Genomic DNA, 14,313 nt, shown 5'->3' with positions numbered 1-14,313 from the left:
CTTACTTCTTACCCTGCTCGGCCAGTTCCTTCGGCAATGCATAGGCCCATTGCGTGATATTGCCCGCGCCGAGGCACACGACAAAATCGCCGGGCTCCGCGATGGAGGCAACCAATGGCGCCAGCGCTTCCGGCCCGCCTGCATAGCGCGCATCGCGATGGCCAGCCGTCTTGATGCGCGATACGAGCGCCTCGGAATTGACGCCTTCGATCGGATCTTCGCCGGCCGTATAGACCGGCGCCACGATGACCGTATCGGCATCGTTGAAACATGCCGCGAATTCGTCGAACAGGCTTGCCAGGCGCGTGAAGCGGTGCGGCTGCACGATGGCGACAACGCGACCCTTCGCGGCCTCACGCGCGGCTTTCAGCACGGCGCGGATTTCAACCGGGTGATGGCCGTAATCGTCGAATATCTCGACGCCGTTCCACGTGCCCGTATGGGTGAAGCGACGCTTCACACCGCCGAACGAGCCGAGGCCGCGACGAATATCATCGGCAGAGATACCCAGTTCATGCGCAACGGCGATTGCCGCCGTCGCATTGGACACATTGTGCTGGCCCGGCATCGGCAGGCGCAGATCGTTGATCTCAATCGTCTCGCCCTTGCGGGAGCGGATCACCACGTCGAACAGGCTCGCGGCCCCTTCCATGCGATGATTGACGAAACGCACTTCGGCCTGCGGGTTCTGACCGTAGGTGATGATGCGGCGATCCTCGATGCGGCTCACCAGAGCCTGCACTTCCGGATGATCGAGGCACATCACGCCGAAACCGTAGAAAGGCACATTCTCGACGAACTGGCGGAAAGCCGCGCGCACGGCATCGAAATTGCCGTAATGATCGAGATGCTCCGGGTCGATATTGGTGACGACGGCAATATCGGCGGGAAGCTTCAGGAATGTGCCGTCGCTTTCGTCGGCTTCCACCACCATCCAGTCACCATCGCCCATGCGGGCATTGGTGCCATAGGCGTTGATGATGCCGCCATTGATGACGGTCGGATCAAGGTGCCCGGCGTCGAGCAAGGCGGCAACCATCGAGGTCGTGGTGGTCTTGCCATGCGTGCCGCCAATCGCGACCGCGCGACGGAAGCGCATCAGCTCGGCCAGCATTTCGGCGCGGCGCACGACAGGCAGCAGCTTTTCGCGCGCGGCAACCAGCTCGGGATTGTTCTTCCTGATTGCCGTCGAAACCACGACCACTTCGGCATCGCCGATGTTTTCAGCCTTGTGGCCGACAAAAACCTCGATACCCTTCTCGCGCAGGCGCTGCACATTGGCGCTGTCGGACTGGTCCGAGCCCTGCACCTTATAGCCCAGATTATGCAGCACTTCGGCAATACCGCTCATGCCGATGCCGCCAATTCCGATGAAATGGACAAGCCCGATATTCAGCGGCATTTTCATGGCCGGTTTCCTTCTTTGAATTCCTGAACAGATTTACCCGCTGCAATAGCCTCTGCGAGATCGGCAAGCAACCGCGCTGCATCGGGCTTACCAACGCTTTTTGCAGCTTTTGCTTGTATTTCGAGACGTTCGGGCTCGTTCATCGCGGCCTGGAGTATCGTCGCCAGGCGTTCGGGCGACAATTCCGACTGGCGCACAACCTCACCACCGCCCACAGCCGCAAGCGCTGCCGCATTCGCCGCCTGATCGTGATCGAGCGCATGCGGAAACGGCACCAGCATGGCCGGGCGACCGATCACCGTGATCTCGGAAACGGTGGAAGCACCGGAGCGCGAAATCACGAACTGGGCATCCGCCATGCGCGCGGGCATATCGTTGAAGAACGGCGCGACATCGGCGGGAATGCCGAGCTTCTTGTACGCCTCACGAACAGCGGCCTCGTCTTCCTTGCGGGCCTGCTGCGTAATCAAAAGCCGCGCCCGATCCTTTTCCGGCAGCAAGGCCACCGCAGCGGGAATGGCGGTTGAAAAGAACTGCGCGCCCTGACTGCCGCCAAAGACCAGCAGGCGGAAACGTTCATCCGCCTTGGCCGGCTTGTAGGGCGTTCCGGCGGCGGCGAGAACTGGCGGACGCACCGGATTGCCCGTCGTGACCGTCTTGTCGGCATAGGCTCCGCCCGTCTCGGGCAGGAAGCCCCCGGCAATGGCCTTCACCCGACCGGCCAGCCCTTTATTGGCGCGGCCCATGACGGCATTCTGCTCATGCACCATGGTCGGAATGTTCATGTTGCTGGCCGCATAGAGCGGCGGCAGCGTCGGATATCCGCCAAAGCCTGCAACCAGCTTGGGTTTCAGCCGGCGGAACAGTTTGCGGGAATCGAGATTGCCCTGCCACAGCGACCAGAAAGTCTTCAGGAGCGCTATCGGATTGCGGCCTGCAATCGTTGCCGAGCGGATGACATGAACATGGTCTTCCGCAAACGCGCCTGCGAAACGCTGGGCGCGCGCATCGGTTGCCAGATGGACGTCCCAGCCCCGCGCCTTCAATTCATGCGCCAGCGCTTCCGCCGGAAACAGATGGCCGCCCGTTCCACCGGCGGCCAGTACGATTACGCCTTTCCCCATATTGCCCTCACAAAGCCGGAATGCGCCTGTTCACATCGGTGCCCATGCTGACCGTGTGGGTCATGCGCGCTTCCGGACGGCGGCGTGTCAAGGCAAGGAGAATACCCATCGTGATGGCGATGGCGACGAGCGAGGAACCGCCATAGGAGATGAACGGCAGGGTCATGCCTTTCGCGGGCATCAGATGCAGGTTCACCGCCATGTTGATGATCGACTGGAAGCCGAACAGGATGACGATCCCCGAAACGGCCAGACGGGTGAACGGATCGCGCTCGCGCAGCGCGATCGAAAGACCGCGCACGACGATGAAGGCAAACAGCAGCATGATGATCATGCACAGGATGATGCCGTATTCTTCCGCCGCGACCGAGAAAATGAAGTCGGTGTGGCTATCGGGAATGATCCGCTTGACGGTTCCTTCGCCCGGCCCCTGCCCGAACCAGCCGCCGCGCAGGATCGCTTCGCGACCGGCATCGACCTGAAACGTGTCGCCCTCGCCCGTCAGGAACCGGTTGATGCGTCCGGCCACGTGATCGAACATGAAATAGGCCGAAACGCCGCCGCAAACCGCAAGCCCGCCCAGGACCAGAATCCAGAACATCGGCAGACCGGCGAGGAAGAACATGGCCCCCCATGTGCCTGTGGTCAGCATTGTCTGGCCAAGGTCAGGCTGGAGAACGAGCAGGGCCGCAACCGTGCCGAACAGCAGCATGGCAAGAAAATTGCCGGGCATTTCGCCGCCGCGTTCGCGCTCCGAGAACAGCCAGGCGCAAACCACCACGAAAACGGGCTTCATGAATTCCGACGGCTGGATGGAGACGCCCGCCAGATTGACCCAGCGGCGCGCGCCCTTCACTTCGATGCCGAAAAACAGCGCGGCAACCATGAGCACGAGCGAAATGCCAAGCAGGATCAAGGCAAAGCGCCGGATCTGGCGCGGCGAGAGAAACGACACGCCGATCATGACCGCAACCGCCGGAAGCATGAAGAAAATCTGGCGCTCGACGAAATGAAAACTGTCCAGCCCGATGCGCGACGCCACGGCCGGGCTTGCGGCGAATGACAGCAGAATGCCAAGCCCCATCAGGGCCAGACATGCAGCGAGGAAGAAGCGGTCTATTGTCCACCACCAGTTGGCGACAGGACCGCGATCGACACGGCTTACCATCAGCTTTCCCCTCCAATTCTTTCGGCGCCCGGAAGCGCCAGAACGGCGCTGCGGAATGCATCGCCGCGTTTTTCAAAATTCTGGAACTGGTCGAAGCTCGCGCAGGCTGGCGACAGCAGCACGACCGGCTCGGGCGCGGCATCGTTACCGGCATCGTGGGCCGCGTGTTCAACGGCAACCGCAAGCGTGTCGGAAATCTCGAACGGCGCCGCATCGCCAAGCGTTGCCGCAAACTGTGCCGCGGCCTCGCCGATCAGATAGGCCTTGGCAATCCGCGGGAAGAACCCTGCCAGAGCGGCAATCCCGCCGGCTTTCGGCACGCCGCCTGCAATCCAGTAGATGTTCTGCGGGAAGGAAGACAATGCAGGCGCTGTGGCCTCCGCATTGGTCGCCTTGGAATCATTGACGAACAGCACTTTTCCACGGCGTCCCACCTGTTCCATGCGGTGGGCAAGGCCCGGAAAGCTCTTCAACCCGGCATGGATTTCCTCGATGCTCAAACCGACGGACAGACAGGCGACAATGGCCGCCAGCGCGTTCTGCGCATTATGCGCGCCGCGCAGCGAACCGATGCCCTCCAGCGAGGCGATTTCGTCGATTTCGCCATCCTGCGACCAGAACAGTTTGGCACCATCGGCGAAATAGCCCTTGCCGAGCCGCTTTTCCTTGGAAATCCGCACGACATCCACGCCGTCGCGATAAAGCCTGTCGGCAATGGCCTCGCAATAATGATCATCGACGCCGATGATCGCCGTATCGCTCGCCGCCACCAGACGTTCCTTGATCGCGGCATAGTTTTCCATCGAGCCGTGACGGTCCAGATGATCCGGCGTCAGATTGAGCAGGATGCCCGCCGTCGGGTTCAGCGACGGCGCGAGATCAATCTGGTAGGACGAGCATTCCACGACATAGAAACGGTCGGCGCGCGGCGGTTCCAGCGTCAGGATTGCCGTGCCGATATTGCCGCCAAGCTGCATGTCGCGACCGGAAGCCTTGATGATATGGGCGATCAGGGCGGTGGTCGTCGACTTGCCGTTGGTGCCGGTAATGGCGATGAACGGGCAATCGGGAGCGATATGATTGCGCTCGCGGACGAAAAGTTCCACGTCGCCGATGATTTCAACCCCGGCAGCATGGGCCAGGTCGACTGTCCAGTGCGGCTTTGGATGGGTCAGCGGAACACCGGGCGACAGCACGAAGGCGGCGAACTGCGACCAGTCGGCCTGCCTGAGATCGCCTGTGGCAATGCCCGCGCTCTGGGCACGGGCAACGCTGTCGGGATTGTCGTCCCAGGCGATGATCTTCGCCCCGCCGGCAAGAATGGCCCTGGCGGTGGCAATGCCCGACCCGCCCAGTCCGAAAAGGGCGACTGTCTTATCCTTGAGGGCGGTGATCGGGATCATTCTGTTTGCCTGTTATCTGAGCTTCAAGGTGGAGAGGCCGATCATCGCGAGGATGATCGCGACGATCCAGAACCGGATCACGACCTGGCTCTCGGTCCAGCCCTTCTTTTCGAAATGGTGGTGGATGGGCGCCATCAGGAAGACGCGCTTGCCCGTCAGCTTGAAGGAACCAACCTGAATGATGACGGAAAGGGCCTCCATGACGAACAGGCCGCCGATGATGGCGAGGACGATTTCGTGCTTTGTCGCAACCGCAACGGTGCCGAGCATGCCGCCCAGCGCCAGCGAACCCGTATCGCCCATGAAAATGGCGGCGGGCGGTGCGTTGAACCACAAGAAGCCAAGGCCCGCGCCGATGACGGCGCCGAGGACGACCGCAAGCTCACCCGTGCCCGGCACGAAATGGATTTGCAGATAATCGGCGAAGATCGCATTGCCGGAAAGATAGGCGATGAACCCGAAGGAAGCCGCGGCCACCATGACCGGAACGATTGCAAGACCGTCAAGACCATCGGTCAGGTTCACCGCATTGCCCGCGCCGACCATGACGAAGGCTGCAAACGGAATGAAGAACCAGCTCAGATTGATGACGAACTGCTTGGCGAATGGAAAGGTCAGCGAGGAGGAGAACGGCTCCTGCCCTGCCCGCATGATGATGAAAGCGGCGGCGGCGGCGATCAGGAATTCGATGCCCAGACGCGCCTTGCCGGAAAAGCCCTTGTCGGACTGCTTCGTCACCTTCAGATAATCGTCGTAAAAGCCGATGGCGCCGAAACCGACCGTGACCATCAGCACGACCCAGACATAGACGCTTGAGAGATTGGCCCAGAGCAGGCACGAGGCGAGAATGCCGGTCATGATCATGAGCCCGCCCATGGTCGGCGTGCCGGCCTTCTTGAAATGGGTCTGCGGACCGTCGGCGCGGATCGGCTGGCCTTTCCCCTGACGCACCCGGAGCGAATTGATGATCGACGGGCCGAACAGAAACACGATCAGCGCCGATGTAATCATCGCGCCGCCAGTGCGGAAAGTAATGTAGCGGAACACATTGAGCGGTGTCATATGTTCGGCGAAGAAGGTGAGAAACATCAACATCGTGGAGAAAGATCCCTCAAATACCGCTTATTCCGCGGGTTCCACCGGCGGAAACTGGGCAATCAGCGCCTTGACGATCCTGGAAAAGCCGATCCCCTTCGACGATTTCACCATGATGACATCGCCCGGACGGACCGCCTTGATCACCAGCGGCAACAATTCGTCGGTGCTTTGCCTGTACTCGGTCTGAATTTCAACCGGCAAGGCATTTTTAAGTGCCGACATGTCCGGTCCACCGATAAAAAGCGCATTCACATCGGCATCCACGATCGGACGCGCCAGATCGGCGTGGAGTTTGCCCGACTGGCGGCCAAGCTCCAGCATATCGCCCAGAACCGCGATGCGACGGCCGCGCGAGCCTTCCGGCGTCGTGGAATGCAAGAGCGACAGGGCCGCGCGCATCGAGGTCGGGTTGGCGTTATAGCTCTCGTCGATCAGCGTGAAGGTGCCTTCCGGGTGCTGAAGCACGTGGCGCGCGCCGCGGCCGCCCTCGGCGGACAGCGTCGCCATGGCCATCATCACCTTGGCGATATCCGCCCCGACCAGATCGGCCGCACCCAGCACGGCGAGCATGTTCTGCACGATATGGCGGCCCGGCATCCCGACCTTGACCGCAGCCTCATGCGTGCCGATCTTCACCGTCATGCACGAGCAGGTGGGATGCAGCTTCACTTCCCGCAGGCGATAATCGGAACGGGCATTCTCGCCGAATGTGGCAATGTGCTCGACGCCTGCCTTTGCGGCCAGTTCCTCCAGCTGCCTGAAGCGCTTGTCGTCGCGGTTGAGAAGCGCGTAGCCGCCCGGCACGATGCCTTCGAAAATCTCGGCCTTGGCGACGGCGATTTCCTCCAGATTGGCGAAATGACCAAGATGTGCGGGTGCAATCAGCGTAATCAGCGCCACATGCGGGCGCACCATCTTCACCAGCGGACGAATTTCGTCATGATGGTTCATGCCGATTTCAAAGATGCCGTAATCCGTGTCGGCCGGCATGCGCGCAAGCGTCAGCGGCACACCCCAATGATTGTTGAACGACGCCACGGAAGCGTGCACCTTGCCCACGTCCGAAAGCACATGGCGCAGGGCTTCCTTGGTCGTCGTCTTGCCGACGGAACCCGTCACAGCAATGATCTGCGCCTTGGAGCGGGCGCGCGAGGCAATGCCGAGCTTGATCAGGGCCTCGAGCACATCCTCGACCACGATCATCGGCACCTTGGAATTGCCGAATGCGGGCAGGCGATGCTCCGCCACCACAAGAAGACCCGCACCGGCGGCCATGGCGCTGGTTACGAAATCGTGCCCGTCGAACTGTTCGCCCTTGATGGCGAAGAATGCCTCGCCGGGCTTCAGCGAGCGGCTGTCGATGGAAATACCGGTTACGCCGCCGGGAAGGTTGCCGAACGGCCTGCCTTCCATGGCTTCGACCATATCGTCGGATGTCCAGAGCCATTCACTCATTGCGAGCGCTCCTCAAGACGGGCGGCAAGGGCGGCTGCAACTTCGGCATGATCGGAGAATGGCAGGGTGATGTTGCCGACGATCTGCCCCTCCTCGTGCCCCTTGCCTGCAACGACCAGCGTGTCGCCCGGCTGCATCATCGACACGGCGGTAAAGATCGCCTCGCGGCGATCGCCGATTTCGGTTGCGCCCGGTGCCGAAACCATGATTTCAGAGCGTATCTGGGCCGGAACTTCCGAGCGCGGATTGTCATCCGTGACGATTGCCACATCGGCCAGACGCGAGGCGATCTCGCCCATGATCGGGCGCTTGCCCTTGTCGCGGTCGCCGCCGCAGCCGAAAACCACGATCACCCGGCCCGTCGTGAACGGACGCACGGAAGTCAGGACATTTTCCAGCGCCTCCGGCTTATGGGCGTAATCGACATAGGCCGGCGCGCCATCTTCCGTCGCGCCGATGAGATCAAGCCGCCCCGGCGCGCCCTTCAGACGTTCCAGAGCGCGCATGGCCGCCGCCGCCGGAACGCCCGTAACCATGGCAAGCCCTGCCGCGACCAGCGCATTCGCCACCTGGAAATCACCGGCGAGCGGCAGTTCGATCTCAAAAATCTCGTCACCGATGCGCACTTCGACATGCTGGCGGAAACGCTCATGCTCCACGCGCTTGAGGGCGATGAAATTGCCTTTTCGCCCGACCGTCTTCACGTCGCAGCCGGCAAGGGTCGCCGCTTCGATGGCCTGTGCCGAGAATTGATCGTCGGAGAAGATGATGGCTGGCGCGCCCTTCGGCAAAAGCGTGTTGAAGAGGCGCATCTTCGCGCCCAGATATTCCTCGACGGTCGCGTGATAATCCATATGGTCGCGGCCGAGATTGGTGAAGGCCCCGGCAGCGAGCCTGACGCCGTCCAGGCGGCGCTGGTCGAGACCATGCGACGACGCTTCCATGGCCGCATGGGTCACGCCTTCATCGGCAAGCTCTGCCAGAACGCGATGCAGTTCCACCGGATCGGGCGTGGTCAGCGAATTATAGTCGCTGCGGGTCGGCGAGAACACGCCGGTCGTGCCGATATTCGCCGCCGGGAAACCGGCATAGGCCCAGATCTGGCGCGTGAAGGAGGCAACGGACGTCTTGCCGCTGGTGCCGGTCACGGCAACCATGACTTCCGGCTGCCTGCCGTAAAATTGAGCGGCGGCAATCGCGAGCGCATGGCGCGGATCGTCCACGTGCAGGACCGGCACGCCCGCATCGGCGATGGCTGTATCCTTGCCCGCGATAATGGCGCTTGCGCCGCGCTTGACGGCGTCGGCGGCAAAGGCCGCGCCATCCGCTTTCACGCCCTTCAGCGCCGCGAAAAGAAAACCGCGTTCGACCTTGCGGGAGTCCGACGTGACGCCGGCGATCTCCACCTCGCCGGCATTGCCGGAGGCCAGTTCCTTAAAGAGAGCGATTTCCTTCAGTTTCATGGTCCTACCAAATCCAGATCAGTTGTACGTATCGCTGCAAGGGCTGCGTTATGCGAATCAGTCGTATTCGTTGGAAACCATTGCTGGCGGCACTTCCTGTTGAAAATCAGGCCTGCCGCTCAAATTGCTAACCATTGCCGGCTGGGCTTCGAGTTGGAAATCGGGCTTCACACCGAGGAAGGACGCAGATCGGCGGATGATCTCCGAAACCATCGGCGCTGCATTGAGACCGGCGGTCGCGCTGAACTTGCCTTCTTCCGGCTTGGGTTCGTCGATGATGGTCAGCACCACATAGGTCGGGTCATCCATCGGAAATGACGCCAGAAACGCGTTGAAGCGCACATCTTTCGAGTAGCGGCCATGCACGACCTTTTCCGCCGTGCCGGTCTTGCCGCCGACGCGATAGCCCGGAACCGTCGCCCGCTTGCCGGAGCCGCCCTGGGCGGTGGCATTGAGGCGATAGAGATAGCGCATATCCGCGGAAACCTGTGGATGAATAACCTGCTTGGCCACCTTGTCGGCCTCGGCCTGCGTGCGCATCAGGAAAGTCGGCTCCATCAGCTTGCCGCCATTCATCAGCGCCGCCGCCCCCACCGCCGTTTGCAGCGGCGTCGTCATCATGCCATGACCGAAGGAAATGGTCATCGAATGAACCTTCTTCCACACGCGCGGCTCGACGGGGCGCGCCACTTCCGGCAGTTCCGTCTGCATGCGGTCGAGAAGGCCGATCTTCTTCAGGAAAGCGCGGTGCCCCTCGATGCCGACGGCATCCGCCTCACGGCCCGAACCGATATTGGACGAGAAGATGAAGACTTCCGGCAGCGTGAGCCAGCGGCCCTTGCCGTGGAAGTCGCGGATCGTCTGGCGGCCGAACACCAGCGGACGCGAGGCATCGAGCTTCGACTGCAAGGTGAACTTGCCGGAATCGAGCGCCATGGCGGTCGTGAAGCTCTTGATGGTCGAGCCCATTTCATAGGTGCCGGCCGACATGCGGTTGAGGCGATCCTTGTCCAGCGCATGCACCGGATTGTTCGGATCGAAATCCGGCACCGACGACATGGCGATGACTTCGCCGGTCTTGACGTTCAGCACCACCGCGCCGGCGGCGATTGCGCGATAGCGCTCCATGGCCTTGACCAGCACGTCGCGCATGATGTGCTGCACGCGAATATCGATGGAAAGGCGCACCGGCTCGAGCGACTGCCCGGTCGCAAGACCGACGGAGCGCAGATCGGTCAGCCCCTGGCTGTCGATATATTTCTCCATGCCCGCAATGCCCTGATTGTCGACATTGACGAGGCCCAGAATGTGCGAAGCGGTCGGGCCGCCCGGATAGAAGCGGCGCTTTTCGGTGCGAAAACCGATGCCCGGCACGCCGAGCGCCATGATCTGGCTCTGCTGCTTCGGCGTCAGCCCGCGCTTGATCCAGACGAAACCGGCTCCGCTTTTCAGGCGCTTGTAGGTCGCCTCCCAATCGAGATCGGGCAGCACCGTCGCCAGCATTTCCACGGTTTCGTCGGGATCGACGATCTTGCGCGGCTCGGCATAGAGCGATGCGGTCTTGATGTCGGTGGCGAGAATTTCGCCGTTGCGGTCGAGAATATCCGGGCGCGACGCCAGCTGGTGGACGGCAGGCCCCGCACTATCCTCGTTTTCGCCGCCAATGACGCCGAAATAGACAAGCTTGCCGCCGATGACGCCATAGATGCCGACAAAACAGGCAATGGCCATCCACAGGCGGTTGCGCGCGCGGTTGCCATGTTTCTTGCGCGAGCCGACAAAAGCCATGTTGCCGGCCAGCTTTTCATCGCCGACCGGCTCAACACCGTCACCTGCCTGCATATTCTTTTTTCTGAAAGGTCTGAGCCGCATGGTCAGTGCTTCGCCCCGCTCTTCTTGACGCTGCCGGTCGTGATCTCATCCTTTTCGAGCACGCCGCTTGCAAGCAGTTCATCGCTGCCGGAGATGATCTTCTGAATATCGTCGATGGGGCGTTCCGGAATTTCGCCCACACCCATGACAAGCTGTTCGGCTTCGATCGGCTGGAGATTGAGTTCCTTTTCATAGACACCGACGAGGCTCTGCAAACGGCCGGGCTGGGTCATCAATGCCCAGTCGGCGCGCAAAAGCGTGATCGTGTCCTTCTCGGACTCGATCTGCCGCTTGAGCTTCGCAATGACCGCGATCTGCTTTTCCGCGTCATATTTGATCGTGTAGGTGACGGTCGCCGCCACCAGCATCGCCGCTATCATGATGATGTCGAAAGTACGCAGCACTCGTTCAACTCCGGGCCAGTTCGTTCGTCTCGGGCAGTTTGGGCAGTCCGAAAAGCGATAGATCGTCTTCCAGTGGCGGATTTTCCGTCCTGATGCCTGCGCGCAGCTTTGCCGAGCGCGCGCGCGGGTTTCGTTCTTCTTCCTCGGCTGTCGGGCCGACAGCGCCCTTGACCGCGGGCGTGAAGCTCGGCAGGCGGACATGCATTTCCGGCATATGCCGCGATCCGGCGCTGCCGCCCGCACGGTCCGCGAAATAGCGCTTCACCATGCGGTCTTCCAGCGAATGGAACGTCACCACGACCAGCCGACCGCCCGGCTTCAGGATGCGTTCGGCGGCAAGCAGCGCCCGCGCCAGTTCGCCCAGCTCATCATTCACATAGACGCGCAGCGCCTGGAACACGCGCGTCGCGGGGTGAATGCGATCCTTCGGATTGCGCCCCACAAGCGTTTCAATGGCATTGGCGAGATCGAGCGTGCGCGTGAAGGGCTGCGCGGCGCGGCGCTTGTCGATCATGCGCGCGATGCGGCCTGCATGGCGCTCCTCGCCAAGAAAATTGAAGATACGGGCAAGATCGCCGGTCTTGAGACGGTTGACGACATCGGCAGCACTTGGCCCCTTTTTCGACATGCGCATATCGAGCGGACCATCCTTCTGGAAGGAAAAGCCGCGCTCGGCTTCATCGATCTGCATCGACGACACGCCAATATCGAGCACAACGCCATCCACCTTGCTGCCTGCTCCCTTGACCTTCGAGGCGGCTTCATCGAGCGCGGAAAACCGGGACTCGACCAGGGTGAGCCTGCCGGTAAACTGCTGTTCCATCGCACGGCCTGCTTCGATCGCGGTCGGATCGCGGTCAATCGCGATCACGTCGGCGCCCGTTTCCAATATGCGGCGCGTATATCCACCGGCGCCGAATGTCCCATCGACAATCACCGCGCCCGGTCCAGGCTTCAGAGCGTCGATCACTTCGGCGATCAGCACCGGAACGTGACGGACTTCAGCCCCACCGGCTTGAGAATTGTCTCCGCCGAGGCTTGCCATCATTCCGATCCTTTCCCGGGCACGCAGCCCGTCATCCAAAGCGAAAACCGCTTTAATCGTTTGTTCTCATGCATGTCTTTACCCCAAAACCGGCTCTCGCTTTGGGAAGACATGCTCTCGTGTCCTGCTCGCGGATTCCGGCCATTTGCCGTCAACGCGGCGACAGGACGGATTCGTTCATCCGTTATCGGATATTAAGCTTAATGAAGCGTTAGCCCTTGGTAGGGCAGTAGGGCAGTAGGGCAGTAGGGCAGTAGGGCAGTAGGGCAGTAGGGAAAAAACCGCTTATTTCCGGTCAAGGCAAATATTTTGCTTGCCCTGTCCACACCTTGGTCGCACCCTATTCCCCTACTGCCTTACTGCCCCGCTTTTCCCGGTTGACATCCGAAACATACCTCTTTATTTAATGCAAATGGTTTGCAACTGCATAAAGACGCAAGGCATTGATTATGACACCCCATGGAGCAAGCCCCTCCGGCGCCGGTGAAGTGACTTTTGAAGGCTGGCGGCGGGATCGCGGCGAAGCATCCATGTCGGATGTCCACCGCTCCATCCGCGTCAACCGCTCCGGTTCGACGTTCCGTCGCGCATTATCGTTCTTCGGGCCCGGCTATCTGGTCGCCGTCGGCTATATGGACCCCGGCAACTGGGCCACCTCGCTGGCAGGCGGCTCCCGCTTCGGCTACGCGCTGCTGTCCGTCGTCCTACTTTCCAATATCATGGCCGTCCTCCTGCAAGCGCTCTGTGCCCGCCTTGCCGTCGCCACCGGTCGCGATCTGGCGCAGGCCTGCCGCGATGCCTATCCGCGTTTTCTTGCCTGGCCGCTCTGGCTTCTGGCCGAGCTAGCAATCTGCGCCACCGATCTGGCTGAAGTCATCGGTACCGCAATCGGCCTCAACCTGCTGTTCGGCATTCCGCTTGAAATCGGCGTCATCATCACCGCCGCCGATGTGCTTCTGGTCCTTTATCTCCAGAACAAGGGCTTCCGCCGCGTCGAGGCGCTCATCATCACGCTTCTGGGCGTCATCGCACTGTGCTTCCTCATTCAGATCGTGATGGCGCAGCCGCAATGGGGCGCGGTTATCAGGGGCTTTGCGCCGACAACCGAGATCATTCGCAACCCGGACATGCTCTATATAGCGCTCGGCATTATCGGCGCGACCGTCATGCCGCATAATCTCTATCTGCATTCCGGCATCATCCAGACCCGTGATTATGGTCACACGACCGCAGAAAAGCGCGAGGCAATCCGCTTTGCGACGCTGGATTCCACCATTGCGCTCACATTCGCGCTTCTGGTCAATGCATCGATCCTGATCCTGGCGGCGGCAAGCTTCAACGCCACCGGCCATACCGGCGTGGAAGATCTCGACAAGGCCCATGCCCTTTTGAACCCGCTGCTAGGATCGGCGCTGGCGCCGGCACTCTTCGCCATTGCGCTTCTGTGCTGCGGCCTGAACTCGACCATCACCGCGACCATGGCCGGACAAATCGTCATGGAAGGGTTTATCGATATTCGCCTCAAGCCGTGGCTGCGCCGTGCCATCACCCGTTTCGTGGCCATTGTTCCAGCCGCCGCCGTAACCATCATGTACGGTTCGCAGGGAACGACCGAACTCCTGATCCTGTCGCAGGTGGTGTTGAGCCTTCAACTGCCCTTTGCCGTCATTCCGCTTGTCATGTTCACGGCGGAGAAAAAGAAGATGGGATCGCTGGTCGCGCCGCGCTGGTTGACGCTGCTGGCCGCCATCACCGCTGCGATCATCGTCGTGCTGAACATGAAACTCATCTACGACTTCCTCTCCGGCGCACCAATTTAAAGCCCCTCCCAAGGCTTTTATGAAGGGCGGTTTCGTATTGCATTGCGAAACCG

The 14,313-nt window shown here is 61.2% G+C and carries 11 protein-coding genes; 1 reads left to right on the top strand and 10 read right to left on the bottom strand.

Going from position 1 to position 14,313, the window contains the following annotated elements; translation table 11 throughout:
• Position 1 precedes the first annotated feature (1 nt).
• The 10 genes from murC to rsmH are packed head-to-tail and all read right to left on the bottom strand — an operon-like array spanning position 2 to position 12,443.
• Positions 2 to 1,408, bottom strand: coding sequence for a UDP-N-acetylmuramate--L-alanine ligase (murC, locus tag AVM02_RS02760; protein ID WP_411505501.1), 1,407 nt, complete (start codon positions 1,406 to 1,408; stop codon positions 2 to 4).
• Positions 1,405 to 2,532: an undecaprenyldiphospho-muramoylpentapeptide beta-N-acetylglucosaminyltransferase gene (gene murG, locus AVM02_RS02755; RefSeq protein ID WP_411505500.1), complete on the bottom strand. Its 1,128-nt coding sequence runs from the start codon at positions 2,530 to 2,532 to the stop codon at positions 1,405 to 1,407. The genes murC and murG overlap by 4 nt, the downstream gene beginning before the upstream one ends.
• Positions 2,533 to 2,539: 7 nt before the next feature.
• Positions 2,540 to 3,700, bottom strand: coding sequence for a putative lipid II flippase FtsW (gene ftsW / locus AVM02_RS02750; RefSeq protein ID WP_411505499.1), 1,161 nt, complete (start codon positions 3,698 to 3,700; stop codon positions 2,540 to 2,542).
• Positions 3,700 to 5,103: a UDP-N-acetylmuramoyl-L-alanine--D-glutamate ligase gene (gene murD / locus AVM02_RS02745; RefSeq protein ID WP_411505498.1), complete on the bottom strand. Its 1,404-nt coding sequence runs from the start codon at positions 5,101 to 5,103 to the stop codon at positions 3,700 to 3,702. The genes ftsW and murD overlap by 1 nt, the downstream gene beginning before the upstream one ends.
• Before the next feature lie 12 nt (positions 5,104 to 5,115).
• Complete coding sequence (gene mraY / locus AVM02_RS02740; RefSeq protein ID WP_411505497.1) at positions 5,116 to 6,198, bottom strand: phospho-N-acetylmuramoyl-pentapeptide-transferase; 1,083 nt, start codon at positions 6,196 to 6,198, stop codon at positions 5,116 to 5,118.
• Positions 6,199 to 6,225: 27 nt separating this feature from the next.
• Positions 6,226 to 7,656, bottom strand: a complete 1,431-nt coding sequence (locus AVM02_RS02735) for a UDP-N-acetylmuramoylalanyl-D-glutamyl-2,6-diaminopimelate--D-alanyl-D-alanine ligase (RefSeq protein WP_411505496.1) — start codon at positions 7,654 to 7,656, stop codon at positions 6,226 to 6,228.
• Positions 7,653 to 9,119, bottom strand: a complete 1,467-nt coding sequence (locus tag AVM02_RS02730; protein ID WP_411505495.1) for a UDP-N-acetylmuramoyl-L-alanyl-D-glutamate--2,6-diaminopimelate ligase — start codon at positions 9,117 to 9,119, stop codon at positions 7,653 to 7,655. The genes AVM02_RS02735 and AVM02_RS02730 overlap by 4 nt, the downstream gene beginning before the upstream one ends.
• A 57-nt stretch (positions 9,120 to 9,176) precedes the next feature.
• Positions 9,177 to 10,991: a peptidoglycan D,D-transpeptidase FtsI family protein gene (locus AVM02_RS02725; RefSeq protein WP_411505494.1), complete on the bottom strand. Its 1,815-nt coding sequence runs from the start codon at positions 10,989 to 10,991 to the stop codon at positions 9,177 to 9,179.
• A gap of 2 nt (positions 10,992 to 10,993) precedes the next feature.
• Positions 10,994 to 11,395: a hypothetical protein gene (locus tag AVM02_RS02720; RefSeq protein WP_411505493.1), complete on the bottom strand. Its 402-nt coding sequence runs from the start codon at positions 11,393 to 11,395 to the stop codon at positions 10,994 to 10,996.
• 4 nt (positions 11,396 to 11,399) lie between these two features.
• Complete coding sequence (gene rsmH, locus AVM02_RS02715; protein ID WP_411505492.1) at positions 11,400 to 12,443, bottom strand: 16S rRNA (cytosine(1402)-N(4))-methyltransferase RsmH; 1,044 nt, start codon at positions 12,441 to 12,443, stop codon at positions 11,400 to 11,402.
• 446 nt (positions 12,444 to 12,889) lie between these two features.
• On the opposite strand from rsmH, the gene AVM02_RS02710 reads away from it, so the two are divergent.
• On the top strand, positions 12,890 to 14,260 hold the full coding sequence (locus AVM02_RS02710) for an Nramp family divalent metal transporter (protein WP_411505491.1): 1,371 nt from the start codon (positions 12,890 to 12,892) through the stop codon (positions 14,258 to 14,260).
• The last annotated feature ends 53 nt before the right edge of the window (positions 14,261 to 14,313 follow it).

Origin of the sequence: Brucella anthropi (genome assembly GCF_046630315.1) — a bacterium.
GTDB classification, from domain to species: domain Bacteria; phylum Pseudomonadota; class Alphaproteobacteria; order Rhizobiales; family Rhizobiaceae; genus Brucella; species Brucella anthropi_A.
The sequence above is the reverse complement of the archived record's forward strand: the minus strand, read 5'-3'. Positions and strand labels throughout refer to the sequence as shown.

Excerpts from the sequence above, each read along its gene's own strand:
- murC (WP_411505501.1), bottom strand. The coding sequence starts at position 1,408 with ATGAAAATGCCGCTGAATATCGGGCTTGTCCATTTCATCGGAATTGGC.
- murG (WP_411505500.1), bottom strand. The coding sequence starts at position 2,532 with ATGGGGAAAGGCGTAATCGTACTGGCCGCCGGTGGAACGGGCGGCCAT.
- ftsW (WP_411505499.1), bottom strand. The coding sequence starts at position 3,700 with ATGGTAAGCCGTGTCGATCGCGGTCCTGTCGCCAACTGGTGGTGGACA.
- murD (WP_411505498.1), bottom strand. The coding sequence starts at position 5,103 with ATGATCCCGATCACCGCCCTCAAGGATAAGACAGTCGCCCTTTTCGGA.
- mraY (WP_411505497.1), bottom strand. The coding sequence starts at position 6,198 with ATGTTGATGTTTCTCACCTTCTTCGCCGAACATATGACACCGCTCAAT.
- AVM02_RS02735 (WP_411505496.1), bottom strand. The coding sequence starts at position 7,656 with ATGAGTGAATGGCTCTGGACATCCGACGATATGGTCGAAGCCATGGAA.
- AVM02_RS02730 (WP_411505495.1), bottom strand. The coding sequence starts at position 9,119 with ATGAAACTGAAGGAAATCGCTCTCTTTAAGGAACTGGCCTCCGGCAAT.
- AVM02_RS02725 (WP_411505494.1), bottom strand. The coding sequence starts at position 10,991 with ATGCGGCTCAGACCTTTCAGAAAAAAGAATATGCAGGCAGGTGACGGT.
- rsmH (WP_411505492.1), bottom strand. The coding sequence starts at position 12,443 with ATGATGGCAAGCCTCGGCGGAGACAATTCTCAAGCCGGTGGGGCTGAA.
- AVM02_RS02710 (WP_411505491.1), top strand. The coding sequence starts at position 12,890 with ATGACACCCCATGGAGCAAGCCCCTCCGGCGCCGGTGAAGTGACTTTT.